At 72.1% G+C, this 24,231-nt stretch carries 16 protein-coding genes; 8 read left to right on the forward strand and 8 right to left on the reverse strand.

Translation table 11 applies throughout. The features are described 5' to 3' along the window. The first annotated feature begins 9 nt into the window (after window positions 1-9). Entirely contained in the window at window positions 10-540 is a 531-nt protein-coding gene (locus tag EUA98_RS01205) for an adenine phosphoribosyltransferase (RefSeq protein WP_130100892.1), read from the forward strand. Window positions 541-768: 228 nt separating this feature from the next. Beyond that, window positions 769-3,120 (forward strand): RelA/SpoT family protein, encoded by a 2,352-nt coding sequence (locus EUA98_RS01210; RefSeq protein WP_130100837.1) that lies wholly within the window; start codon window positions 769-771, stop codon window positions 3,118-3,120. 16 nt (window positions 3,121-3,136) lie between these two features. Here EUA98_RS01210 and EUA98_RS01215 read toward each other — a convergent pair whose 3' ends face one another. From EUA98_RS01215 to EUA98_RS01225, 3 genes are all read right to left on the reverse strand, one after another. Further along, window positions 3,137-3,793 carry a type IV toxin-antitoxin system AbiEi family antitoxin gene (locus tag EUA98_RS01215; RefSeq protein WP_130100838.1) on the reverse strand — a complete coding sequence of 219 codons (657 nt, stop codon included), beginning with the start codon at window positions 3,791-3,793 and terminating at the stop codon, window positions 3,137-3,139. A gap of 173 nt (window positions 3,794-3,966) precedes the next feature. Then, complete coding sequence (locus tag EUA98_RS01220) at window positions 3,967-5,655, reverse strand: DUF349 domain-containing protein (protein ID WP_165372677.1); 1,689 nt, start codon at window positions 5,653-5,655, stop codon at window positions 3,967-3,969. Next, window positions 5,652-6,419, reverse strand: a complete 768-nt coding sequence (locus tag EUA98_RS01225; protein WP_130100839.1) for a peptidylprolyl isomerase — start codon at window positions 6,417-6,419, stop codon at window positions 5,652-5,654. Before EUA98_RS01225 ends, EUA98_RS01220 begins: the two co-directional genes overlap by 4 nt. A gap of 183 nt (window positions 6,420-6,602) precedes the next feature. Here EUA98_RS01225 and EUA98_RS01230 point away from each other — a divergent pair, with 183 nt between their 5' ends. Next, window positions 6,603-7,424 carry an MBL fold metallo-hydrolase gene (locus tag EUA98_RS01230; RefSeq protein ID WP_130100840.1) on the forward strand — a complete coding sequence of 274 codons (822 nt, stop codon included), beginning with the start codon at window positions 6,603-6,605 and terminating at the stop codon, window positions 7,422-7,424. Window positions 7,425-7,430: 6 nt separating this feature from the next. Beyond that, window positions 7,431-8,858, forward strand: coding sequence for a histidine--tRNA ligase (hisS, locus tag EUA98_RS01235; RefSeq protein ID WP_130100841.1), 1,428 nt, complete (start codon window positions 7,431-7,433; stop codon window positions 8,856-8,858). A gap of 18 nt (window positions 8,859-8,876) precedes the next feature. On the opposite strand, the gene EUA98_RS01240 is transcribed toward hisS, so the two are convergent. Next, complete coding sequence (locus tag EUA98_RS01240) at window positions 8,877-9,443, reverse strand: GNAT family N-acetyltransferase (RefSeq protein ID WP_130100842.1); 567 nt, start codon at window positions 9,441-9,443, stop codon at window positions 8,877-8,879. Between the two features lie 65 nt (window positions 9,444-9,508). Between EUA98_RS01240 and EUA98_RS01245 the strand changes: the two genes are divergently transcribed. Beyond that, window positions 9,509-11,266 carry a GMC family oxidoreductase gene (locus EUA98_RS01245; RefSeq protein WP_130100843.1) on the forward strand — a complete coding sequence of 586 codons (1,758 nt, stop codon included), beginning with the start codon at window positions 9,509-9,511 and terminating at the stop codon, window positions 11,264-11,266. Between the two features lies 1 nt (window position 11,267). Here EUA98_RS01245 and EUA98_RS01250 read toward each other — a convergent pair whose 3' ends face one another. Next, complete coding sequence (locus EUA98_RS01250) at window positions 11,268-14,039, reverse strand: cation-translocating P-type ATPase (RefSeq protein WP_130100844.1); 2,772 nt, start codon at window positions 14,037-14,039, stop codon at window positions 11,268-11,270. Between the two features lie 284 nt (window positions 14,040-14,323). Here EUA98_RS01250 and aspS point away from each other — a divergent pair, with 284 nt between their 5' ends. Then, the gene (gene aspS / locus EUA98_RS01255; RefSeq protein WP_130100845.1) at window positions 14,324-16,114 is read left to right on the forward strand and encodes an aspartate--tRNA ligase; all 1,791 of its coding nucleotides are present in this window, start codon (window positions 14,324-14,326) and stop codon (window positions 16,112-16,114) included. A gap of 366 nt (window positions 16,115-16,480) precedes the next feature. On the opposite strand, the gene EUA98_RS01260 is transcribed toward aspS, so the two are convergent. The 3 genes from EUA98_RS01260 to EUA98_RS01270 form a co-directional block, all read right to left on the reverse strand. After that, window positions 16,481-17,134: an FMN reductase gene (locus EUA98_RS01260; RefSeq protein WP_130100846.1), complete on the reverse strand. Its 654-nt coding sequence runs from the start codon at window positions 17,132-17,134 to the stop codon at window positions 16,481-16,483. A gap of 35 nt (window positions 17,135-17,169) precedes the next feature. Beyond that, window positions 17,170-18,354 (reverse strand): LLM class flavin-dependent oxidoreductase, encoded by a 1,185-nt coding sequence (locus EUA98_RS01265; RefSeq protein ID WP_130100894.1) that lies wholly within the window; start codon window positions 18,352-18,354, stop codon window positions 17,170-17,172. 75 nt (window positions 18,355-18,429) lie between these two features. Continuing rightward, window positions 18,430-20,616 (reverse strand): MMPL family transporter, encoded by a 2,187-nt coding sequence (locus tag EUA98_RS01270; RefSeq protein WP_350339474.1) that lies wholly within the window; start codon window positions 20,614-20,616, stop codon window positions 18,430-18,432. Window positions 20,617-20,759: 143 nt separating this feature from the next. Between EUA98_RS01270 and EUA98_RS01275 the strand changes: the two genes are divergently transcribed. After that, window positions 20,760-22,157 carry a replication-associated recombination protein A gene (locus tag EUA98_RS01275; protein ID WP_130100847.1) on the forward strand — a complete coding sequence of 466 codons (1,398 nt, stop codon included), beginning with the start codon at window positions 20,760-20,762 and terminating at the stop codon, window positions 22,155-22,157. Window positions 22,158-22,238: 81 nt separating this feature from the next. After that, the gene (locus tag EUA98_RS01280) at window positions 22,239-24,071 is read left to right on the forward strand and encodes a putative bifunctional diguanylate cyclase/phosphodiesterase (protein ID WP_130100848.1); all 1,833 of its coding nucleotides are present in this window, start codon (window positions 22,239-22,241) and stop codon (window positions 24,069-24,071) included. The last annotated feature ends 160 nt before the right edge of the window (window positions 24,072-24,231 follow it).

The following is a 24,231-nucleotide window of genomic DNA, read 5'->3' on the forward strand; positions in this document are numbered from 1 at the left end:
ACCGAGCGGATGGTGCTCAGCGACCTGTGCGCGCGGCTCATCCGCGACGTCCCGGACTATCCGGAACCCGGGGTCGTCTTCAAGGACATCACCCCGCTGCTGGTCAACGGACCCGCGTTCGCGGCCGTGATCAAGCACCTCGCCGACATCGCGCGGGCGGCCGGCGGGATCGATCTCGTGGCTGGGATGGAGGCGCGCGGGTTCATCATCGGTGCGCCCGTCGCGACGGAACTCGGCATCGGCTTCGTGCCGGTGCGCAAGGCGGGCAAGCTGCCCGGAGTCACGATGGAGGCGTCGTACGACCTGGAGTACGGGTCCGCGACGGTCGAGCTGCTCCCGGACACGATCGCGCCGGGTTCACGCGTGCTGATCGTCGACGACGTGCTTGCCACCGGTGGTACCGCTGCGGCCACGGCGTCGCTGATCGAGCAGGCGGGCGGCATCGTCGTCGGGCTCGCGTTCCTGCTCGAGCTGACCTTTCTGCCGGGGCGTTCGCGGCTCGCGGGCCGACCGGTGGATGTCATTCTCTCCGTCGACTGACGGGAAATGATCAGTCGACTGACGGGAAATGATCAGTCGACTGACGGGAGATAGTCAGTCGACTGACGGGAGATAGTCAGTCGACTGACGGGAAATCGTCAGTCGACTGACGGGTACCGCCCTCCGCTGACGTGCACCGCTCTCGCCGGGCGCGTGTCCCGTTTCCTGTTCTGGCCCCCCACAGCCGTAAACTTGAGACTTGGCACGTCACGGGCTGGGGGAGGTCGAATGAGCGAGAACACGCAGACAGCGGCGCAGGACGCTGTCGACCCCGCCCTGCCGGTCGAGGTGCCCCCGACGGCGAGTCGCGTGCGGTCGCGCCTGGTCCGGTTCGGCACCCGGAACAGCGGCACGACGCCGGCCCTCGAGCCGCTCATGCAGGCCATCCGGACGAACTATCCCAAGGCCGACTTCGCCGCCGTCGAGCAGGCCTATGCGGTGGCCGAGCGCGCCCACCGGGGGCAGATGCGCAAGAGCGGCGATCCCTACATCACCCACCCGGTCGCCGTCGCGACGATCCTGGCCGAGCTCGGCATGACGACGCAGACCCTCGTGGCGGCGTTGCTGCACGACACGGTCGAGGACACCGACTACTCCCTGGACCAGCTCCGCAAGGACTTCGGGCCCGAGGTCGCGATGCTGGTCGACGGTGTCACGAAGCTCGACAAGGTGACCTACGGCGACGCGGCCCAGGCCGAGACCGTGCGCAAGATGGTCGTGGCGATGTCCCGCGACATCCGCGTGCTGGTCATCAAGCTGGCCGACCGCCTGCACAACGCCCGGACCTGGAAGTTCGTCGCCCCGGCGTCGGCGGAGCGCAAGGCCCGCGAGACGCTCGAGATCTACGCGCCGCTGGCTCACCGGCTCGGGATGAACACGATCAAGTGGGAGCTCGAAGACCTCTCGTTCATGACGCTCTACCCCAAGGTCTACGACGAGATCGTGCACCTCGTGACGGAGCGGGCACCCGCACGCGAGGAGTACCTCGCGATCGTGCGTGACCAGGTCGGCAGCGACCTGCGCACGGCCAAGATCAAGGCGGTCGTGACCGGCCGGCCGAAGCACTACTACTCGATCTACCAGAAGATGATCGTGCGCGGCCGCGACTTCGCGGACATCTACGACCTCGTCGGGGTGCGCGTTCTGGTGGACTCGGTGCGGGACTGTTACGCGGCGCTCGGCGCCCTGCACGCGCGGTGGAACCCGGTCCCCGGCCGGTTCAAGGACTACATCGCGATGCCGAAGTTCAACCTCTACCAGTCGTTGCACACGACCGTGATCGGCCCCGGCGGCAAGCCCGTCGAGATCCAGATCCGCACCCACGACATGCACCGGCGCGCGGAGTACGGCGTCGCGGCGCACTGGAAGTACAAGGAGTCGGCCAAGAGCGCCGGGCAGACGACGGACGCTGCGGGCAACGACATGGCGTGGCTGCGCCAGCTCGTCGACTGGCAGAAGGAGACCGCCGACCCGTCGGAGTTCCTGGACTCGCTGCGTTTCGAGATCGCCGGCGCGGAGGTCTACGTCTTCACCCCGAAGGGGCAGGTGATGGCGCTGCCCGCCGGGTCCACCCCGGTCGACTTCGCCTACGCGGTGCACACCGAGGTGGGCCACCGCACGATGGGTGCGCGGGTCAACGGTCGCCTCGTCCCGCTCGACTCCACCCTCGACAACGGCGACGTCATCGAGGTCCTCACCTCGAAGTCCGAGACCGCCAGCCCCAGCCGCGACTGGCTCGTGTTCGTCAAGAGCCCGCGCGCGCGGAACAAGATCCGGCAGTGGTTCTCCAAGGAGCGCCGCGAGGAGGCCATCGAGCACGGCAAGGACGCGCTCACGAAGGCCCTGCGCAAGCAGAACCTGCCGCTGCAGCGGCTGCTCTCGCACGACTCGCTCGTCGCGCTCGCGCACGAGATGCGCCGGCAGGACGTCTCGTCGCTCTACGCCGCGATCGGTGAGGGGCAGGTCTCGGCCGCCGCCGTCGTCCAGCGGCTCGTGCAGTCGATGGGGATCGAGCCCGGCGACGAGGAGGACCTGGTCCAGACCGACGGACCGGGCCGCACCAACCGCCGGGTCCGCACGGGCGACCCGGGCGTCGTCGTGAAGGGTGTCGACGACATCTGGGTCAAGCTGGCCCGGTGCTGCACGCCGGTCCCGGGCGACGAGATCATGGGGTTCGTCACCCGCGGGTCCGGCGTGAGCGTGCACCGGACCGACTGCGTGAACGTCGAGGGGCTGCGGGCGCAGCCGGAGCGGCTGGTCGAGGTCGAGTGGACCCAGGGCGGTACCTCGATGTTCCTGGTGCAGATCCAGGTCGAGGCGCTCGACCGGAGCCGGCTGCTGTCGGACGTGACGCGGGTCCTGTCCGACTCGCACGTCAACATCCTGTCCGCGAGCGTGTCCACCTCACGGGACCGGGTCGCGATGTCGAAGTTCATCTTCGAGATGGCCGAGCCCGGGCACCTTGCATCGGTGCTCGCCGCGGTTCGCAAGGTGGAAGGCGTCTTCGACGTCTACCGGCTGACCGGGTCGCGCGCGGACGTCGAGCACGCGGCGACTCTGGCCTCGTCCGACCCGACCTGAGCGACGGTCGGGGCCGTCAGCGGCCGCGGACGTCGCGCAGCGCCGCCTGCAGGGCGGTGCGCGCCTCAGCGACGCCGCGGTGACCGCTGAGGGCGTCCAGTCGGTCCAGGGCGCGGGCCGGGTCGAGGTCCGCGAGCCGCACGAGTCGCTCGATCAGCTCGCCGGGTTCGCCCACCCACCGCGCGACGTCGATGGCGGTGCGTTCCACGGTCGTCACCCGCAGCGATCCGACGACGACGACATCCTCGGCCGGGAGCACGCACTCGTGCGGCGACCGCAGCGGGTGCGGGCCCGGGCGGCGCGCCTGTGGTGCGACGAGCACGTCGATCCGCCCGGGCTGCACGCCCCCGGTGTGCAACCAGACGGCCGAGGCGCGCCCGACCGCACCGCGCGGCGGGACGAGACCCCGAACCGCGCGGGCTCGGATCTGCGGGGTCGGGGGGCGATCGGCCGGGACCGCGAGGTCCCCCCACACGTGCGTGGCGAGGCCGTCCCGGAGCAGCGTCTGCCACAGGACCGGGCCGATCTCGCGGAGGTCGAACCACTCGGGCACGGCGGGCGGCGGTCGCGAGATCCACGCCAGCGCGGTGTTGTTCGGCACGGTCTGGTTCGGCGCGCCCGGACCCAGCGCGGTGCTGCCCCGCGCTGTCTCGCCGATCACCGTCCTGTCCACCGGCCCAGCGTCCCCGTGGAGGGGTGCCGGGCGCCGCTGCCCGGTCGCGTCGTTGTGGACGACGCCGACGGAGGCCGTGGGCTGTGGACGGCGCGCCTGTGCCGCTGAGACGACGGAACCCGCGTAGCCGATCGGCTACGCGGGTTCCGGTCCGATGGTTCCGGCGCGATGGTTCAGGCGCGGTGGTCGTCCGCCGCGCGCTGCACCTGGGTGAGCCATGCGCGTCGGGCGTCGAGGGCGACCTGCGCCTCGGCGACCTTGCGCTCGTTGCCCGCAGCCTGTGCGGCGGCCAGGTCGGCCTCCAGACCTGCGATGGCGGTCTCGAGCTGCGCCGCGGCGCCCTCGGCCCGGGCGCGGGTCTCGGGGTTGCCCCGGGTCCACACGGCCTGGTCGGCGTCCCGGATCGCGGTCTCGACCGCACGCAGCCGACCCTCGACCCGCTGCACGTCGCCGCGCGGGACCTTGCCGGCGGACTCCCACTTCTCCTGGATGTCGCGCAGCGCCGACTTGGCCGCGTTGAGATCGGTCACCGGGACCAGCTTCTCGGCCGAGGTGAGCAGCGCCTCCTTGACCTCGAGGTTGGCCGCGAACTCGGTGTCCGTGGCCGCGGTCGCCGCGTCACGCGCCGCGAAGAACGCGTCCTGCGCCCCGCGGAACCGGGCCCAGAGGGCGTCGTCGTCCTTGCGGCTGGCGCGGCCGGCTGCCTTCCAGCGGGCCATGAGCTCGCGGTAGGCCGCCGCGGTCGCGCCGAAGTCGGCGCTCTGGGACAGCGCCTCGGCCTCGGCCACGAGGGCCTCCTTGGTCGCCCGGGCGTCGGCGTTCTTCGTCTCGAGCTCGGCGAAGAAGTGGCGACGCTCGCGGTCGAAGCTCGTGCGCGCGTGGCTGAACCGCTTCCAGAGCGCTTCCTCCGTCGGGCGGTCGATGCGCGGACCGGAGCGCTGGGCTTCCTTCCACTCGTCGAGCAGGATGCGCAGCTGCTCACCGGCGGGACGCCACTGGATGCGCTCCGGGTCGGTCGCGGTGATCTTCTCCGCCTGCTCGACGATCAGGGTGCGAGCGGCGACGGCGACCTCCTTCGCCGCGGCGCGCTCGGCCTCGGCGACGGCGCGGCGTTCGGCCGCGATCCCGCGCAGCGCGTCCAGGCGTGCGCGCAGGCCGTCCAGGTCCCCGACGGCGGCCGGTTCGGCGGCCTCCTCGGTGAGCTTGGCCAGGGTCTGGTCGATCTCCTTGACGGGCAGGTCCGTGGCACCGAGACGGGCCTCGAACAGCACGACCTTGGCCTTGAGGTCCACATAGCGGCGGACGTAGAACGCGAGGGCGTCCTCGGCGGTGGCGCCGGGGTACTGCCCGACGATCCGCTCGCCGGCCGCCTCGGTGACGTGCACCGTGCCGTCGTCGTCCACCCGGCCGAACGCTCCGGCCGCGGCGGCCTCGGCCGCGTCCAGGGGGGGAGCGACCGGAGCCGCGGCAACCGCGGGAGCGGCACCTTCCGGCGTCGCGGTACCGGGCACGGGGGCCTGGGGGGCTCGCGGCATGGGCCGGGGGATCGGGCGCGGCACCGGGCGCGGCGTGGGTGCGGGAGTGGGCTCGGCGGCCTCCGCGACGGGCGCGGCAACCTCGGCGACGGGCTCGACCACATCGGCGACGGGCTCGACCGCGTCGGCGGTCGGCTCGACCACATCGGTGGCGGGCGCGGCCGGGACGGGCGGTGCCGGCACTGCGGCGACGGTCGACTCGTCTGGCGCGACCGCGGCGGGCGCGACCTCTTCCGTGACCTCGGGCTGCACTGGCTCGTTCGCTTCGGCCGGCGACGACACGTTCTCGTCGTCCGCTCCGGTGGCGGTGGTGAAGTTCTCGGTCACTGGGTCTCAACTCCCTGGATGGTGACGTCGGTGACAGGGAGGCCATCGGCCGCGCCCCCCTGGACCCCGGCGTCCGCGACTGCCGTGACGACGTCCAGGCCGGACGTCATGCGGCCGAATACGGTGTAGCCACCCGCTTCATCAGCGGGAATGGTGGTGTCCTCGTAGACGAGGAAGAACTGGCTGCCCATCGAGCTGCCGTTGCCGCCCTGGCGCGCCATCGCGATCGTCCCGGCCGGATAGGCGTCGTCGGCGGGGGCGTTCTCGACCGGGCCGAAGCTGTAGCCCGGCCCCCCGGTGCCGTTGGCGCTCAGGTCGCCCGTGCGGGTCGCCGTCGGGTCGCCGCACTGCAGCACGGTGATTCCGGTCGCGAGCCGGTGGCACGTCGTGCCGTCGAAGTAGCCCTGTGCGGCCAGGCTCACGAACGACGCGACCGCCTGCGGCGCCGCGGCGCCATCGAGCTCGACGCCGATGTCACCCGCGGTGGTCGCGATGGTCCCGGTCCAGGTCCGCGCCTGCGCGGCGGACGGGTCGGGCAGCGTGTAGGTCTGGGTGCCGGCGGCGGGCTCGGCGGCGTCGTCCACGTCGTCGGCGGCGGTGAGGTTCACGGCGAGGGAGACGCCCAGCACGAGCACGAGCACACCGACGATCGCGGCGGCCACGGTCCACCGGTGGCGTCGCTGCGCCCGCGTCGAGGAGACGTGCTGCTGGTACCGCTCGTACCGTCGGCGCGCGTTTTCGCGTTCCCGCTTGTTCGGGGACAACTGACCTCCTCGTGCCTCGTGGTGCGGCGTCCTGGCTGGTCGCGCTGCCGGGATCGGGGACAGTCTAGGCAACGCTGAGCGTGGTCACGCTGCCCGGCGTCGGCCCGGGGTCACAGTCCGGCATCGAAGGGCGGTCGGCGGCCGGTCGCCGGTCCGCGCCCGCTCAGTCGATAGCCTGACGCGATGGACGTTCTGACAGCTGTCGCTCCCGTGTTCGGCACCAACTGCTACATCGTCGTGGCCGACGACGGCGTCTCGTGCGTGGTGGTCGACGTCGGCGCCGGGGTCGAGTCCCGGGTGCGCGCGATCGTGGCCGAACGGGGCCTGGTCCCGGTCGCGGTGCTCGCCACGCACGGGCACGTCGACCACACCTGGGGTGCCGCGGAGGTCTCCGCGGCGTTCGGGGTGCCGCTGCGGCTGCACGCGGCCGACGCCTACCGGCTCGCGGACCCGTTCGGCACGCTCGGGCTCGGCAGCGCCGGGCACGACGACGCCGGCCCGCTTGCCCAGGCCCTCACGGCGGTGGGCCTGCCGCCCGGCTCGTACCGGACCCCGGCCCGGGTCGAGACGTTCGGGCAGGTGCGCAGCGGTGCGGGTGACGACCAGGTGCCCGGCCGCCCCGGTCCGCTCGAGGGCACGACCCTCGACCTCGGCGGACTGCTGTTCGCCGGCGCGCCCCTCGCGGTCCTGTACGCCCCAGGTCACACGGCCGGCGCGTCGTTGTTCCTGTTCGACGGCGTCCCGGCCTCGGCCGACGGGTTCTCGTTCGTCCCGGGGGAGGAGTCCCTGCTCACCGGTGCCACCCGGACCGCTCTGACCGGTGACGTGCTCTTCGCCGGCTCGATCGGACGCACGGACCTGCCGGGCGGGGACAACCCGTCGATGGGCCACACCCTGGGTGAGCTCGTGGCCGCGATCGACCCCGCGACGCTGCTGCTGCCGGGGCACGGACCGGCGACCCGGATGGACCTGGAACTGAGGCGGAACCCCTACCTGGCAGGATGAGGCCTCATGGCCAGACCCACCCCCCTGTCAGGTTTCCCCGAGTGGCTGCCCGCGGGTCGCACCGTCGAGCAGCACATCCTCGATGCGCTGCGGCGCACCTTCGAGCTCCACGGCTTCGCCGGGATCGAGACGCGCGCGGTCGAGCCGCTCGACCAGCTGCTGCGCAAGGGTGAGACCTCGAAGGAGGTCTACGTGCTGCGCCGCTTGCAGGAGGCGCCGACGGCGACCGACCCGGGGGCCTCGCCGTCGGGCACGGAACAGGGCGCCGAGAGCGACCACCAGCTCGGGCTGCACTTCGACCTGACCGTCCCGTTCGCGCGGTACGTCCTGGAGAACGCCGGGCACCTCGCGTTCCCGTTCAAGCGGTACCAGATCCAGAAGGTGTGGCGCGGTGAGCGGCCCCAGGACGGGCGGTTCCGCGAGTTCGTCCAGGCCGACATCGACGTCGTGGGCGCCGGAGCGCTGCCCTACCACTACGAGGTCGAGCTGCCGTTGGTGATCGCCGAGGCGCTCGGCTCGCTCGCCTCGATCGGGGTGCCGCCCGTGCGCATCCTGGTGAACAACCGCAAGGTCGCCGAGGGGTTCTACCGCGGGCTCGGCCTCGACGACATCGACGGCGTGCTGCGGGGCATCGACAAGCTCGACAAGATCGGGCCGGTCGCGGTCGCCGCCGCCCTGGTGGCCGAGACCGGCGCCACCGCCGAGCAGGCGGCGGCCTGCCTCGAGCTCGCGGCCATCTCGGGTTCGGACTCGACCGTCGTGGACCGCGTGCGTGCGCTCGCCGAGCGGCACTCGATCACCTCCGAGCTGCTCGAGACCGGCCTCGGCGAGCTCGGCGCCCTCGTGGCCGCCGCGGCTGAGCGGGCTCCCGGCGTCGTGGTCGCCGACCTGAAGATCGCGCGTGGGCTCGACTACTACACGGGGTCGGTCTACGAGACGGTGCTCGTCGGGCACGAGCAGCTCGGGTCGATCTGCTCGGGCGGGCGGTACGACACGCTGGCGTCCGACGGGACGACGACGTATCCGGGCGTGGGCCTGTCGATCGGGGTCTCGCGGCTGGTGTCCCGGCTGCTCGGTGCGGACCTGGTGCGCGCGTCGCGGTCGGTGCCCAGCGCCGTCGTCGTCGCGGTGACCTCCGAGGAGACCCGCGCGGTCTCCGACCGGATCGCCGCCGCGCTGCGGGCACGCGGGATCCCGGTCGAGGTCGCCCCGAGCGCGGCCAAGTTCGGCAAGCAGATCAAGTACGCGGACCGGCGCGGGGTGCCGTTCGTGTGGTTCCCCGGCTCGGCCGCATCCGTCGCGGACGACGGCACGCCGGAGCCGGCCAAGCCCGACCAGGTCAAGGACATCCGGTCCGGCGACCAGGTCGAGGCCGACGCGGCGACCTGGGCGCCGCCCGCCGAGGACCTCTGGCCGCGGGTGCAGGCGGTCTGAGCGGGCGGAACTAGTCGACTACTCGACGAGGACGACCGGGCGTTCGAAGACGAGCTCGAGCCCGTCCTCGTCGTCCCACTGTTCACCGACCTGGACGAAGCCGGCCCGCTGGACCAGCGCGAGCGAGGCAGCGTTGGTCGGGGAGATGCTCGCGCGCACGATCCGGACGTTCGCCTCGCGAGCGGCCTCGGCGAGCAGCGCCGCGACGATCCCGTGCCCGTACCCGCGGCCGCGCAGGGCGGGCACGACCGTGTAGCCGATCTCGATCGTGCCGGCGTCGGGCGGACCGTGGAAGCCGGCGTGCCCGACGACGAGGCTCGGGGCGGCGGCGTCGTCGGGCGCGACCGCGACGGCCGCCCGCACGTACCAGTGCGCGGAGTCGGGGTCGGCCTCGATCTGATGCAGCCGCCACCGCCACAGCCAGCCCTCGGTCGTGAAGAACTCCGGCATCCGGGCGCCGACGAGGTCGCTCGCCGTCGCGAGGTCGAGCCGGTACAGCGCCCGCAGGGCCAGGGCGGACAGCACGCGGAGCTCGATCGCCGGCGGCGGGCCTGCGGGGGTGGGCGGCGTTGGGTCGTCAGGCATCGCGCCATCATGCCGGGCGCGGCGTTGGGGCACCACGCCGAGGTCTGGTGTGTCAGCATGCGCGGATGGTCGACGTCGCCCCGCCCCCCGAAGACAGCCCGCGCGACTACGACGTGGTCGTCGTCGGGTCGGGATTCGGCGGGTCGGTCGCCGCGCTGCGCCTGACCGAGAAGGGCTACCGGGTGGCCGTCCTCGAGGCCGGGCGTCGGTTCGCGGACCACGAGTTCGCGTCGTCGTGGCATCTGCGCACGTTCTTGTGGGCGCCCGCGCTCGGGTGCTACGGGATCCAGCGCATCCACCTGCTCAAGGACTCCCTGATCCTCGCCGGCGCGGGGGTGGGCGGCGGCTCGCTCGTGTACGCGAACACGCTCTACCGGCCGCTGCGGCCGTTCTTCGCCGATCCGCAATGGTCGGCGATCACCGACTGGGCCTCCGAGCTCGCCCCGCACTACGACCAGGCCGAGCGGATGCTCGGGGTCACGACGAACCCGACGACGACGCCCGCGGACCGGTTGATGCTCACCGTGGCCGGCCAGATGGGCTGCGCAGACACGTTCAAGCCCGCCGAGGTCGGGGTGCTGTTCGGCGAGCCGGGCGTGACCGTGGCCGATCCGTTCTTCGGCGGCGCCGGACCGGTCCGGACCGGGTGCACCGAGTGCGGGGAGTGCATGACCGGGTGCCGCGTCGGGGCCAAGAACACGATGACCAAGAACTACCTCCACCTGGCCGAGCGGGCCGGTGCACGGGTCGTGCCGATGACCACGGTCACGGAGCTGGTGCCGCGGCCCGGCGGCGGGTGGACCGTCGTGTCGCGCGGCACGGGTCCGGGCGGCCGGCGCGTGCGGACGGTCTGGGGCGCCGACCAGGTGGTCGTGGCCGCCGGGACGTACGGGACCCAGACGCTGCTGCACCGGATGCGTGCGTCGGGCCGGCTGCCCCGGCTCTCGGCGCGGCTCGGCGAGCTCACGCGCACGAACTCGGAGGCGCTGCTGGGGGCCAGTGCGCCCCGGGTCGACCCTGCGCGGGACCTCAGCCGGGGCGTGGCGATCAGCTCGTCGTTCTTCACCGACCCCACCACCCACATCGAACCGGTGCGGTACGGCAAGGGCTCCAACGCGATGGCGCTGCTGCAGACGGTCCTGACGGTCGGGGCGCCGGGTTCGGTGCGCTGGCGCGCGATCGCGGGGGAGTACGCGCGGCAGCTGCGCCGCCGACCGGTGGCGACCGTGCGGGCGCTGGTGCCGTACCGGTGGAGCGAGCGGACGACGATCGCGCTCGTGATGCAGGCGCTCGACAACTCGCTCACGACCTCGCTCGCCGAGCAGGGCCCGCGGCTGAGCCGGTTCCTGCCCGTGCGCCTGCGTCGGCCGCGTGGCACCGGGCGGCTGACGAGCCGGCAGGGGCGGGGCGAGCCGAACCCGACCTGGATCCCGGCCGGGCACCGGGTGGCCCGCCTCATGGCGGACGAGCTCGACGGCGTGCCGGGCGGCAGCTGGGGCGACCTGGTCAACATGCCGATGACGGCGCACTTCATCGGGGGCTGCCCGATCGGCGCCACGCCCGACGACGGCGTCCTCGACCCGTACCAGCGCGTGCACGGCTACCCGACGCTGCATGTGCTCGACGGCGCCGCGATCACGGCGAACCTCGGCGTCAACCCGTCCCTGACGATCACCGCGCAGGCGGAGCGGGCCGTGTCGCTGTGGCCGAATGCCGGGGAGGCCGATCCCCGGCCCGAGCAGGGGGCGGGCTACCGGCGGCTCGTTCCCGTCCGACCGCGCCGACCCGTCGTCCCGCGCGGCGCACCGGGCGAGCTGCGCTGACTCAGGGGGTGCGTACGCCCGAGGGCGTGGTCGGCCGGGCGCGGCCCGAGCGGCGGCGGGCGATCAGCTTGCCCAGCTCCCAGCCGACCAGCAGCACGAGCGCCGGGGCCGCGCCGAGGAGCCACTGACCGCCGGTGAGCGGGGTGGTCTCGAGCAGCGGCGGCAGGAAGGCGCCCTCGGCGATCAGGACCGCCAGGACGATCTCGGCGACGGCGGTGAGGTTGAGGGTCCCGTTGTCGAACGTCTCCGTGGTCAGGATGGATGCTCGTTCGTCGCGGCTCTCGAACGCGGCGACCACGAGCATCAGGGAGAAGGCGACGAGGCCCATGGTGCGGGCGATGGACGGTTGGTCGAAGCCGCTCTCGCCGACGACGATCAGCAGGTCGATGGCCATGGACATGAACAGCCCCGCCGCGGCGACCGTCGTGATCACCGCGGCGGACATGATCGACGACGACCGGGGCCGGGGGTGGCGCTTCATCAGCCCGGGCGTCTCCCTGTCCAGGCCCAGAGCGATCCCGACGGGCGCGGTGATGACGAAGTTGATCCACAGGATCTGGCGGGCGGTGAAGGGCTGCCCGTCGGCGATGTTGAGCAGGCTGGCCAGCAGGAAGGTCACGACGTAGGTGACGAGGGCGACCAGCATGAAGCGGATGTACTTGAGCATGTTGTCGTAGAGCTTGCGACCCTGCGACACCGCGCGCACGATCGTGGCGAAGTTGTCGTCGGTGAGGATCATGCGACCGGCGTTCTTGGCGACCTGGGTGCCGGTGCCCATCGCGATGCCGATGTCGGCGGCCTTGATGGCGGGGGCGTCGTTCACCCCGTCGCCGGTCATGGCCACCACGTCCCCGGCCTGGCGCAGGGTCTGGACCATGAGCACCTTGTGCTCGGGGGCGACCCGTCCGACCACGCCGATGGCGTCGATGCGCTCGAGCCGTTCCGCCTCCGACATCGCCGCGAGCTCGGTCCCCAGGATCGCCTCCCCGGGGATGCCGAGCTGTCTGGCGATGGCCGCGCCGGTGACCACGTCGTCCCCGGTGACCATCCGGACGCGGATGTTGGCGTCCTGGGCGGCCCGGACGGCGTCCAGGGACTCCGGCCTCGGGGGGTCCATCATCCCGACGATCGCCGTCAGCTGCAGCCCCTGGACCATCGAGAGCAGGTCGCCGTCGGGCGTGAAGTCCTGGGGCTTGAGGTCTTTCGTCGCGGCGGCCATGATGCGCAGGCCCTTGTCGCCGAGGCGGGCCATCTCCTGGCCGGACCGGGTGTTCAGCTCGTCGCCCCACGGCACGCTCCGGCCCTTCGACAGGGCCGAGGTGGCCCGACCGATCACGGCCGGGGCCGCACCCTTGACGAAGACCCGCACGACGGCGTTGCCCTCGTCGTCCGTCGCCTCGCAGAAGACGGCCATGAGCTTGTAGGTCGGGTCGAACGGCAGGGTCGCGAGCCGCGGGTACGCGGCCTGGGTGCCCTCGAGGTCGAGCTTGACCTTGTGGCCGAGCACGAGGAGCGCCCCCTCGGTCGGATCGCCCACGACCTTGCCGTCGACGAGCCTGGCGTCGTTGGACAGCACGAACGGCAGGATCGCCGGCTCGATCGTGTGCGAGCTCCCGGCGGTGTGGTGCACCTCGCCGTCCAGGCTGTAGCCCCGCCCGGTGATCGAGTAGCGGTCCGTCGGGTCGATCACCTCGACGACTGTGACCTGGTTCATGGTGAGGGTGCCGGTCTTGTCGGAGTTGATCGCCGACGTCGATCCGAGGGTCTCCACCGAGTCGAGGCTCTTGACGACAGCACCGTTGGCAGCCAGCTCCCGCGACCCGCTGGACAGGATCACCTGCAGCACGGTCGGCATGGCCATCGGCACCGCCGCCAGGGCCAGCGCGATGGCCGTGGTGAAGATGACCTGGGTCGACTCCCCGCGCGAGATGCCCAGGGCGAACATGATCGCGATGGTCAGCCCGGCCGCGCCCGCGATCCACAGGGTGAGCGTGTCGAGCTGCTGGGTCAGCGGGGTCTTCACGGTGGGCTCGGACTTCAGCATGCCGGAGATGCTTCCCACCGCGGTGTCGGCACCCGTGCCGGTGATGATCATGACGCCGCCGCCGTGCGTGACGGGGGTGTTCATGAACGCCATGTTCGACTGGTCGCCCAGCACCGGGTTGTCGTCGGCGATCGGGTCGGCGCTCTTCGAGGCGGGCACGCTCTCACCCGTCAGCGCGGACTCGTCGATCTGCAGCGAGGTGGCCTCGATCAGGCGGCCGTCCGCGCACACGTCGTCGCCCGCGGCGAGCAGGACCACATCGCCGACGACGACCTGGTCGGCATCGACGGTGACCTCGGACCCGTCCCGGCGGACCCGGGCGCTGGTCTTGAGCATCGACTGCAGCGCGTTCATGGCGCTCTCGGCCTTGCCCTGCTGCCGCATCCCGCCGAGAGCGTTCAGGGCGGTGATCGCCAGCACCGCCACCCCGGTGGTGAACTGACCGATCAGGATCGAGGCGATCGCCGCCCCCACGAGGATGATCTGCATGTACGACGTGTACTGGGCGAAGAACTGGTGCCACGGTGGCGGCGCCTTCTCGGCCGGGAGCGCGTTCGGGCCGTTCCTGGCGAGCAGCTCCGCGGCCCTGGCCGCCGACAGGCCCGTGGCCGGATCGACCGCCAGCCGGTGCGCGACCTCGTCGGGCGCGAGGGCGTACCACCGCGCGCCCTGGGGGGTGGAGTCTGCCGATGCAGCCGGCGTGCCCGGAGTCACGGTCTTCTCGGTCATCGCACGTCCCTTTCCTCCGCGCCCGGGGGCGAGGTGTCACTGGCCCCTGTCGATGCTCTGCCGTCCCTTGCCGCGACGTCGCCACGACGTCGTGAGATGCGCAGGCGTGCGGCGTCGAGGCGGCGGGCAGGACCGACCCTTGCAACGACCCGACGGACGGCGGTAGAGGCGAACGGCCCGGTTGTCGAGCCTCGCCGCCACCGGTCCGCCCGGGCCGGGGCGTCTGCGACTAAGATCGCCGGGGCGCTGGACCCGCGCCGACCACCCCCGGAAGGATCTCCTCCGTGCTTCGCACCCACATTGCCGGCTCGCTACGAGTCGAGCACATCGGCCAGACCATCACGCTCGCGGGCTGGGTCGACCGGCGGCGGGATCACGGCGGGGTGGCGTTCATCGACCTGCGCGACGCCTCGGGCATCGCCCAGGTGGTCATCCGGGACGAGGCCGTGGCCCACGGGCTGCGCAACGAGTACGTGCTGCAGGTGACCGGCGTCGTCGGCCTGCGCCCCGAGGGCAACGAGAACCCCAACCTCGCGACAGGCGCGATCGAGCTCGTGGCGAACGACGTCGTCGTGCTCAACGAGGCCGCCCCGCTGCCGTTCCAGGTGTCCGCGTCCTCCGACGAGACCGTCGGCGAAGAGGTCCGCCTGAAGTACCGCTACCTCGACCTGCGCCGCCCGGCGCCGGCCGCCGCGCTCCGGCTGCGGGCTAAGGCCAACGCCGCCGCGCACCGCGTGCTGGACGCGCTGGACTTCGTCGAGATCGAGACCCCGACGCTGACCCGCTCGACCCCCGAAGGCGCCCGCGACTTCGTGGTGCCCGCCCGGCTGTCGCCCGGGTCCTGGTACGCGCTGCCCCAGTCGCCGCAGCTGTTCAAGCAGCTGCTCATGGTGGCCGGGATGGAGCGGTACTACCAGATCGCGCGCTGCTACCGCGACGAGGACTTCCGCGCCGACCGCCAGCCGGAGTTCACCCAGCTCGACGTCGAGATGAGCTTCGTCGAGCAGGACGACGTGATCGCCGTCGGCGAGGACGTGCTCGTCGCGCTGTGGGACCTGATCGGCTACACCATCCCGACGCCCATCCCGCGGATGACGTTCGCGGACGCGATGGCCCGGTTCGGCTCGGACAAGCCCGACCTGCGCTTCGGCCACGAGCTGACCGAGCTCACCGAGTTCTTCGCCGACACCCCGTTCCGCGTCTTCCAGGCGCCGTACGTCGGCGCCGTCGTGATGCCCGGCGGTGCCTCGCAGCCGCGCCGGACGTTCGACGCGTGGCAGGACTGGGCCAAGCAGCGCGGCGCTCGCGGCCTGGCGTACGTCACGATCGCGGAGGACGGCGAGCTCGGCGGTCCCGTCGCCAAGAACCTGTCCGACGTCGAACGCGCCGGCCTGGTCGCGGCCGTGGGCGCCCAGCCCGGCGACTGCGTGTTCTTCGCCGCCGGCAAGGTCAGCGAGGCGCGCGCACTGCTCGGCGCGGCCCGGCTGGAGATCGGCAAGCGCTGTCAGCTGATCGACGAGAGCCAGTGGGCCTTCGTCTGGATCGTCGACGCGCCGCTGTTCAAGCCCACCGGCGAGGACGACGACGTCGACCTCGGCCACGGGTCGTGGACCGCGGTGCACCACGCCTTCACGTCACCCACGCCCGAGTGGCTCGAGACGTTCGAGAAGGACCCGGGCAACGCGCTCGCGTACGCCTACGACATCGTCTGCAACGGCAACGAGATCGGCGGCGGCTCGATCCGTATCCACCGCCGCGACGTCCAGCAGCGCGTGTTCGAGGTGATGGGCATCGGCGAGGCCGAGGCGCAGGAGAAGTTCGGCTTCCTGCTCGACGCCTTCGGGTTCGGCGCGCCGCCGCACGGCGGGATCGCGCTCGGCTGGGACCGCATCCTCACGCTGCTGACCGGTTCGGAGTCGATCCGCGACGTCATCGCGTTCCCGAAGTCCGGTGGCGGGTTCGACCCGCTGACCGGTGCCCCCGCGCCGATCACGATCGAGCAGCGCCGCGAGGCGGGCGTGGACTTCGTGCCGAAGCCGAAGGTCGCCGCGGCCGCCGTGGCGACCGAGTCCTGACGCACACCTGACGCGGGCACACCCGACGCGGGGACACCCGACGCGGGGACACCCGACGCGGGGACACCCGACGCGGGGACACCCGACGCGGCCCGGACCGATCTCATCCGGGCCGCACCGGGCCGCACCGGGCCGCGCATCGGAGGATCCCGGTGCTGACAGCCGCGCGTGGGGCTGGTGAGTCCCGGTGATGCTGGCGGGACGCCCCAGGGGCCCCAGCAGCACCGCGCGTCACGGGCGCGGCTGTCCGCACCGGGAGGTCGTCAGCTGTCCGCACCGGGAGGTCGTCAGCTATCGGCACCGGGAGGTCGGCGGCTGTCGGCACCGGGAGGGCGGCGTGGAGCCGGTTGCGGGTGGCCTGGGAGGCTACGGGTGGCCCAGGAGGTCGGTGAAGGAGGGGGCGTCCGCGTACGGGTCTGCGGGGGCGGCGTGCGGTTGGGCTGCGGCCATCTCCGCGAGCTCGCGGCCGGCGCGCAGGATGCGGCTGTGCAGGGCGTTCCGATCGGTGCTCGCGGCCCGGGAGCCGCGGTCGGCCGGGGCATCGGCCGGGCCCGACCAGTCGTCGGTCGCAGCGAACACCGACGTGCGGGCGACGTCCGCGTGCAGGTAGGTGAACAGCGGGCGCATCGAGTACTCGAGCGCGAGCGAGTGCCGCGGCGTCCCGCCGGTCGCCCCGAGCAGCACGGGCATGCCCTCCAGGGAGTCCTTGTCCAGGATGTCGACGAACGTCTTGAAGAGCCCCGAGTAGGACGTGGTGAACACCGGCGTGACGGCGATCAGGCCGTCGGCGCCGGTCACCGCGGTCAGCAGGCCGCGCAGGTCGCCGCTGGGGAAGCCGGTGAGCAGGTTATTGATCAGCTCGTGTGCCACGTCCCGCAGCTCGAACGTCTTGACCGTGGCGGACAGCCCGCGCGCGCCGAGCTCGGCGACCGTCGCCTCCGCGAGCCGGTCGGCCAGCATGCGGGTCGACGACGGCTGCGACAGGCCCGCGGAGATCACGGCGATGGTGCGGTCACTCATGGGTTCCTCGGTTCGTCAGGGTGCGGTGGTGGGGGTCAGCGTGCGGACGCCGCAGCGGCGTCGCCGGCGGTGAGGTCGTCCTCCGCCCGGCGACCGGTCCACCGGTCCCCGGCCGAGTCGAGCTGGTCGGGTGCGCCGATCCCGGCGGCCCGTCGGGCGGCCACGAGCGAGGCGTGCGTCGGGGCGTCGGGCACGTGCGCAGGGCGCCCGGCGGCCAGCTCCTTGCGCAGCACCGGGACCACCTCGCCGCCGAGCAGGTCCAGCTGCTCCAGGACGGTCTTGAGGGGCAGTCCCGCGTGGTCCATGAGGAACAGCTGGCGCTGGTAGTCACCGACCTTGTCGCGCATGCCGGCGTACCGGTCGATGACCTCCTGCGGGCTGCCGACGGTGAGCGGGGTCTGCGCGGTGAACTCCTCGAGGGACGGACCGTGGCCGTAGACCGGGGCGTTGTCGAAGTACGGGCGGAACTCCTTGACCGCGGCCTGGGAGCTCGGTCGGATGAAGACCTGCCCGCCGAGCCCGACGATCGCCTGGTCGGCCTGGCCGTGGCCGTAGTGCTCGAACCGGCGCCGGTAGTACTGGACCATCTGCACCGTGTGCTCCATCGGCCAGAAGATGTTGTTGTGGAAGAACCCGTCGCCGTAGTAGGCGGCCTGCTCGGCGATCTCGGGGCTGCGGATCGAGCCGTGCCACACGAACGGTGCGACGCCGTCGAGCGGGCGCGGCGTGGACGTGAAGCCCTCGAGCGGGGTACGGAACTTGCCCTGCCAGCTGACGTCGGTCTCGTCCCACAGGCGGCGCAGCAGGGCGTAGTTCTCGACGGCGAGGTTGATCCCCTCGCGGATGTCCTTGCCGAACCAGGGGTAGACCGGGCCGGTGTTGCCGCGGCCCATCATCAGGTCCGTGCGGCCGTCGGCGAGCACCTGGAGCATCGCGTAGTCCTCGGCGATCTTGACCGGGTCGTTCGTGGTGATCAGCGTCGTGGCGGTCGACAGCAGGATGCGGTCGGTCTTTGCCGCGAGGTACCCGAGCAGGGTCGTGGGGGAGGAGGGCACGAACGGGGGGTTGTGGTGCTCGCCGGTCGCGAAGACGTCGAGCCCGACCTCCTCGGCCTTCTGCGCGATGGTCACCATCGCCCGGATGCGCTCGACCTCGGTGGGTGTGCGGCCGGTGGTGGGATCGGTGGTCACGTCCCCGACGGAGAAGATGCCGAACTGCATGTTGTGCTCCTCAGCTAGATCCATGCGTCTGCATGTACATCGAGCGTAACCGAGGGGGTCGCGGCAGTATTCCGGTCAGTGCGTGATCGCCAGCTTCTCGTAGATGCGCGTCATGAACGTCGGCGCCCACCAGTTCCACGAACCGAGCAGCGTCATGGTCGCCGGCACGAGCAGCAGCCGCACCAGCGTCGCGTCGATGAAGACGGCCACCGCGAGCGAGAACCCGACCTCCTTGATCACGAGCAGCTCGCCGAAGACGAAGCCGGTGAACACCACGACGATGATCGTGGCGGCCGACGTGATGATCCGGCCCGAGCGCTGCAGGCCGAGCCGCACGGAGTCGTTGTTCGAGTACCCCGCGTCGTGCAGCTCCTTGATCCGCGAGAGCAGGAACACCTCGTAGTCCATCGCGAGCCCGAACGCGAACGCGATGACGAGCGCCACGACGTACGTCTCGATCCCGCCGGTCGAGATGAACCCCAGCACCCCGGACAGGTTTCCGTCCTGGAACACCCACACCAGCACGCCGAGCGACGCGGCGAGCGACAGCACGTTCGTGAGCAGCGCCTTGATCGGGATGACCACCGATCCGGTCATGAGGAACAGGAGCACGAAGGTCGCCAGGATGACGATCCCGGCGGCCCACGGCGCGCGGTCGACGAGCGCATCGGCGAAGTCGATCTGCCCGGCCGCCTGACCGCCGACGAGGGTCTGGAAACCCGGGTCGAGGTCGCGCACCTCCAGCACGACGTCGCGCGCGATCTTGCTGCCCGCGTCGAGCGTGTCGGGCCGGATGCCGATCAGCACGTCCGAGCCCAGCGGGATCGGCGCCTCGACCGACGCGACGTTGTCGAGCGTGGCCAGCTCGGCGGACCAGGCGGTGGCGTTCTCGAGCGTGGTCTGCGCCACGACGACGACGGCGGGGGACGTCGCGGCCGGGTAGTTCTCCACCAGGGCGCCGATGTAGTCGCGCTGCACGCTGCCCCCGGGCAACAGCTCGGTGGTCGAGTTGCGCAGCTCCAGGTGCGTCAGCGGGATCGTGAGCACCCCGAGCGCGAGCAGGACCCCGCCGAGCACCCACCACGGCCGGCGCTGGACGCGGGCGGTGAGCGAGGAGAAGATCCCCTCCTCGGACTCCACGTCGGCGGTGCGGGCCAGGACGGATCGCAGCCCCGGGATCCGGCTGATGAACCCCGGCTTGATGAGCTTGCGCCCGAAGACCGCGAGCATCGCGGGCACGAGGGTGAGCGCGGTCCCGATCGCGATGAGGATGACCGCGACGCTCGCCAACCCGAACGAGCGCAGGATCTGGGGCTGGAACACGAGCAGGCCGGAGATCGCGATCGCGACGGTGAGCGCGGAGAACGCCACGGTGCGCCCGGCGGTGGCCATCGTGTTCATGAGGGCGGTGGTGACCGCGCGGTCACCGCGGCGGCGCCGACCGTTCCCGACGGGCGCCTCCTCACCGTCCACGAGCCGGTGCAGCTCCTCGCGGAACCGCGACACGATCAGCAGCCCGTAGTCGATCGACAGGCCCAGGCCGAGGATCGTCACGATGTTGACGACCGAGGCCTCGAGGTCCATGAAGTAGGAGAAGCCGAGCAGCACGCCGAGCCCGCCGCCGATCGACGCGATCGCGCCGGCCATCGGGATCGACGCGGCCAGGAAGCCGCCGAACACGAACACCATCACGAGCAGGGCGATCGGCAGGGCGATGGCCTCGCCGGTGGTGAGGTCCTTCTCCACCTGCTCGGTGATGGTCTCGATGATGAGCGTCTCGCCGCCGACGATCCCGCGCGCGTCCGGCGCCACGTCGGCGAGATCGGCGGGGATGTCCGCCAACCGGTGCTCGACGGCGGTCAGGGCGGTCGCCTCCGCGTCCTCGTCGAGCGCGGCGTCGAGCTCGACGATCACCAGGAAGCCGTTGCCGTCGGTGGCGATCAGCGGGGCCGCGGCCGGGTTGGCGGGGCCGTCGGGCAGCACGAGCGGGTCGATGACGGTCGCGACGCCGGGGATCGCGGCGAGCTCCTCGTGCGCCGGTGCCATCGCCTCGGCGACGCCAGCCGCGTCCACCGGGACGCCGTCGAGCACGAGCGTGAGCTGCGCGCCCTTGATCGAGGCGTCGCTGACGAGCTGGCTCGCGAGCTGGCTGTCGGAGCCGGGCACGTTGGGCTCGCCCGTGGTCAGGCGGTCGAACAGGTTCGTCCCGGTGACCCCGAAGATCGCCAGGCCGAAGCCGAGCGCGGTCAAGGCGATCCACACGCCGATCGTTCGGCGGGGATGGCGGACTATGAGACGACCGAGGCTTTCGAACACGCGGGTGATCATCGCAGGTGGCGCGGGTGGGTGCGATCGGCTGCCCGGTGCGGGTCGGGTGATCCTCCCAGCGTGCGTACGCTCGGCGCATGGACCTGTTCGACGCCGCCACCACCACTGCGGCCGGATTGCCGTCCGTCCCCTCGAACGCTCCGCTCGCGGTGCGGATGCGACCGGCGACCCTGTCGGAGGTCGCCGGGCAGGCCCACCTGCTCGTGGCCGGCTCCCCGCTGCGCCGCCTGGTCGAGCCCGCGGACGACGGCTCCCGGCGCGCGGCCCCGACGTCGGTCGTGCTCTGGGGGCCCCCCGGGACGGGCAAGACGACGCTCGCCTACCTCATCGCGGCGACCTCGGGTCGACGGTTCGTCGAGCTGTCGGCCGTGACCGCCGGGGTCAAGGACCTGCGGCTCGTGATCGAGGATGCCCGACGACGGCTCGCGACCGCGGGCGGCGAGACGGTGCTGTTCATCGACGAGGTGCACCGGTTCACCAAGGCGCAGCAGGACGCGCTGCTGCCGGCGGTGGAGAACCGGTGGGTGACCCTGGTGGCCGCGACGACCGAGAACCCGAGCTTCTCGGTGATCTCGCCGCTGCTGTCCCGGTCGTTGCTGCTCACGCTGCGCTCGCTCGAGATCGAGGACGTGCGCGCCCTGGTGCGCCGCGCCGTGACCGACGAGCGGGGGCTCGCCGGGTCGATCGTGCTGGAGGACGCCGCCGAGGCGCACCTGCTGCGGCTCGCCGGCGGGGACGCACGCAAGGCCCTGACCATCCTCGAGGCGGCCGCCGGCGCGGCGCTGTCGGACGGCGTCCCGGAGCCGGTCGGCCACGACTCCGACGAGGCCGGGCACCCGGTCGTCGTCGGGCTGGCGACCATGGAGCGCGCGATCGACGTCGCCGCGGTGCGGTACGACCGCGATGGCGATCAGCACTACGACGTGATCAGCGCCTTCATCAAGTCGATGCGGGGATCGGACGTCGATGCGTCGCTGCACTACCTCGCGCGGATGATCTCCGCGGGCGAGGACCCGCGGTTCATCGCCCGCCGGATCGTGATCGCCGCCGCCGAGGAGGTCGGCATGGCCGACCCGAGTGCGCTGCAGACGGCCGTGGCCGCCGCGCAGGCGGTCGCCCTGATCGGGATGCCCGAGGGACGGATCATCCTGGCGGAGGCGGTGGTGCACGTCGCGACCGCACCGAAGTCGAACGCTTCCTACCGGGGGATCGACGCCGCGCTCGCGGACGTGCGCGCGGGCAAGATCGGCACGGTCCCGCCGCACCTGCGCGACGCGCACTACGCGGGCGCGAAAGGTCTGGGGCACGGCCAGTCGTACCGGTACGCGCACGACGAGCCCGCCGCGGTGGCCGCGCAGCAGTACCTGCCGGACGAGCTGGCCGGCACGCGGTACTACGAGCCGTCCGACCGCGGCTTCGAACGTCAGGTCTCCGAACGCCTCGAGAAGATCCGCGCGATCCTCGACTCGAACTGAGTGACCCCGGCATCCCCCGAGCCGGCCGTCCCCCGCGTAGCGTGGCAATCACACGTTGGCGTGCCGGCAACGGGAGGGAAGATGGTCCAGGAGAGCACGTTGTCCTCGGTGCTCAGCGAGTTCGCTCGGGTGATGCTCACCGACTTTCCGATCCAGAAGATCCTCGATCACCTGGTCGAGCGGATCGTCGACGTCCTGCCGGTCACCGGTGCGGGCGTCACCCTCATCGCCCCCGGGCTGTCGCCGCGGTACATCGCCGCGTCGGATGCGACCGCGATGCGGTTCGAACGCGTCCAGACGGACCTCGGCCAGGGGCCGTGCCTGACGTCGTTCACCACCGGCGAGCCGGTCTTCATGCCCGACGTCGCAGCCGACGGGCGGTATCCCGCGTTCGGTCCGGCCGCGGTTGCCGAGGGCATGGCCGCGGTGTTCACCTTCCCGCTGCGGCACCGCGACGGCTGCCTGGGGTCGCTCGACCTGTACCGGGACGTGCCGGGTCCGCTCAGCGGGCGGGCCCGGTCCGTGGCCCAGACCCTGGCCGACGTCGCGGCCGCCTACCTGATCAACGCCCAGGCGCGTGAGGAGGCGCTGCAGGCGGCGGAGTGGTTCCGGGACCGCGCCCTGCACGACCCCCTCACCGGCCTGGCCAACCGTGTCCTGCTGCAGGAGCGGATCGATCACGCCGCCCAGCGCGCGCGCCGGTCGCACATGTCGGTGGGGGTCCTGTTCGTCGATCTGGACCATTTCAAGCGGGTGAACGACGACTTCGGCCACCGGGTCGGGGACGAGCTCTTGATCGCCGTCGGGCACCGGCTGGCCGCGCTGGTCCGCCCGGGGGACACCCTCGCGCGGCTCTCCGGGGACGAGTTCGCGTTCCTGTGCGAGGACCTGCTGCACTCGTCCGACGTCGAGGTGCTGGCCAGCCGCATCGGGGAGGCGTTCACCGCGCCGTTCGTGCTTCCCGGCGCCGAGGTCTCGGTCACCGCGAGCGTGGGCATCGCCTACGCGGGTCCGGGCGAGGCCGTCACGGACAGTCTCGTGCTCGACGCCGACATCGCGATGTACCAGGCCAAGCGCCGCGGCGGCGGGACCCATCAGATCGTCGACCTGCGGACCGCGGGCGACTCCCGCGACCGGCACGAGCTCGAGCAGGAGCTGCGGGTCGCCCTGGCCCGCAGCGAGCTCGACCTCGCCTACCAGCCGATCGTGCGGATGGTGGACGGGTCGGTCGTCGGGGTGGAGGCGCTGCTCCGGTGGACGCACCCCGCGCGCGGCGCGGTGCCGGCGGAGGCCGCGATCGCCGTCGCGGAGCAGTCCGGGCTGATCACCCGGCTCGGCGCGTGGGTGCTGGAACGGGCGTGCCGGGACCGCACCAGCTGGCTCGTCGAGCACCCCGGCCAGCCGCTCGACCTGTCGGTGAACGTCTCGCCCCGCCAGCTGATGACACCGGGCTTCGTCACGTCGGTCTCGGCCGTGCTCGGCGTGACCGCGATGGACCCGGCCGCACTGGTCCTCGAGGTCACCGAGGGCATCCTGATCGAGGACGGCGACCGGGCGATGCGCGTGCTCGGCGACCTCAAACGGCTCGGGGTGCGGTTGGCGCTGGACGACTTCGGGACCGGCTACTGCTCGCTGAGCTACCTGCAACGGTTCCCGATCGACATCGTGAAGATCGACCAGTCCTTCGTGTCCAGGCTGGGACCCCAGACGACGGCGTCCGCGATCGCGGCGTCGGTGACCAACCTGGCCCACCTGCTCGACATGGAGGTCACCGCCGAGGGGATCGAGACCGGTCGGCAGCACGACGAGGTGGTCAGCATCGGATGCGATCTCGGGCAGGGGTTCCTGTACGCCGAGCCCACGAGCACCCAGGACCTGTTCGCCCAGCCCCGCCTGAGCGGGATCAACGCCTGAGCGGCCCGCGACGGGACGTGCGCCGGGGGTGCGGTAAGATTCTCGGGTTGTCCGGAAGGCTGCGCGTTTCGCGTTCGGCCTGACGGACCGCCCTGGGGCCTTAGCCGCGCGAGAGATCGTGCATCAGGTCGGCCCCACGCCCGCCGGAACCACTCCGCAT

Origin of the sequence: Pengzhenrongella frigida (genome assembly GCF_004168625.1) — a bacterium.
Taxonomy (GTDB): Bacteria; Actinomycetota; Actinomycetes; order Actinomycetales; family Cellulomonadaceae; genus Pengzhenrongella; species Pengzhenrongella frigida.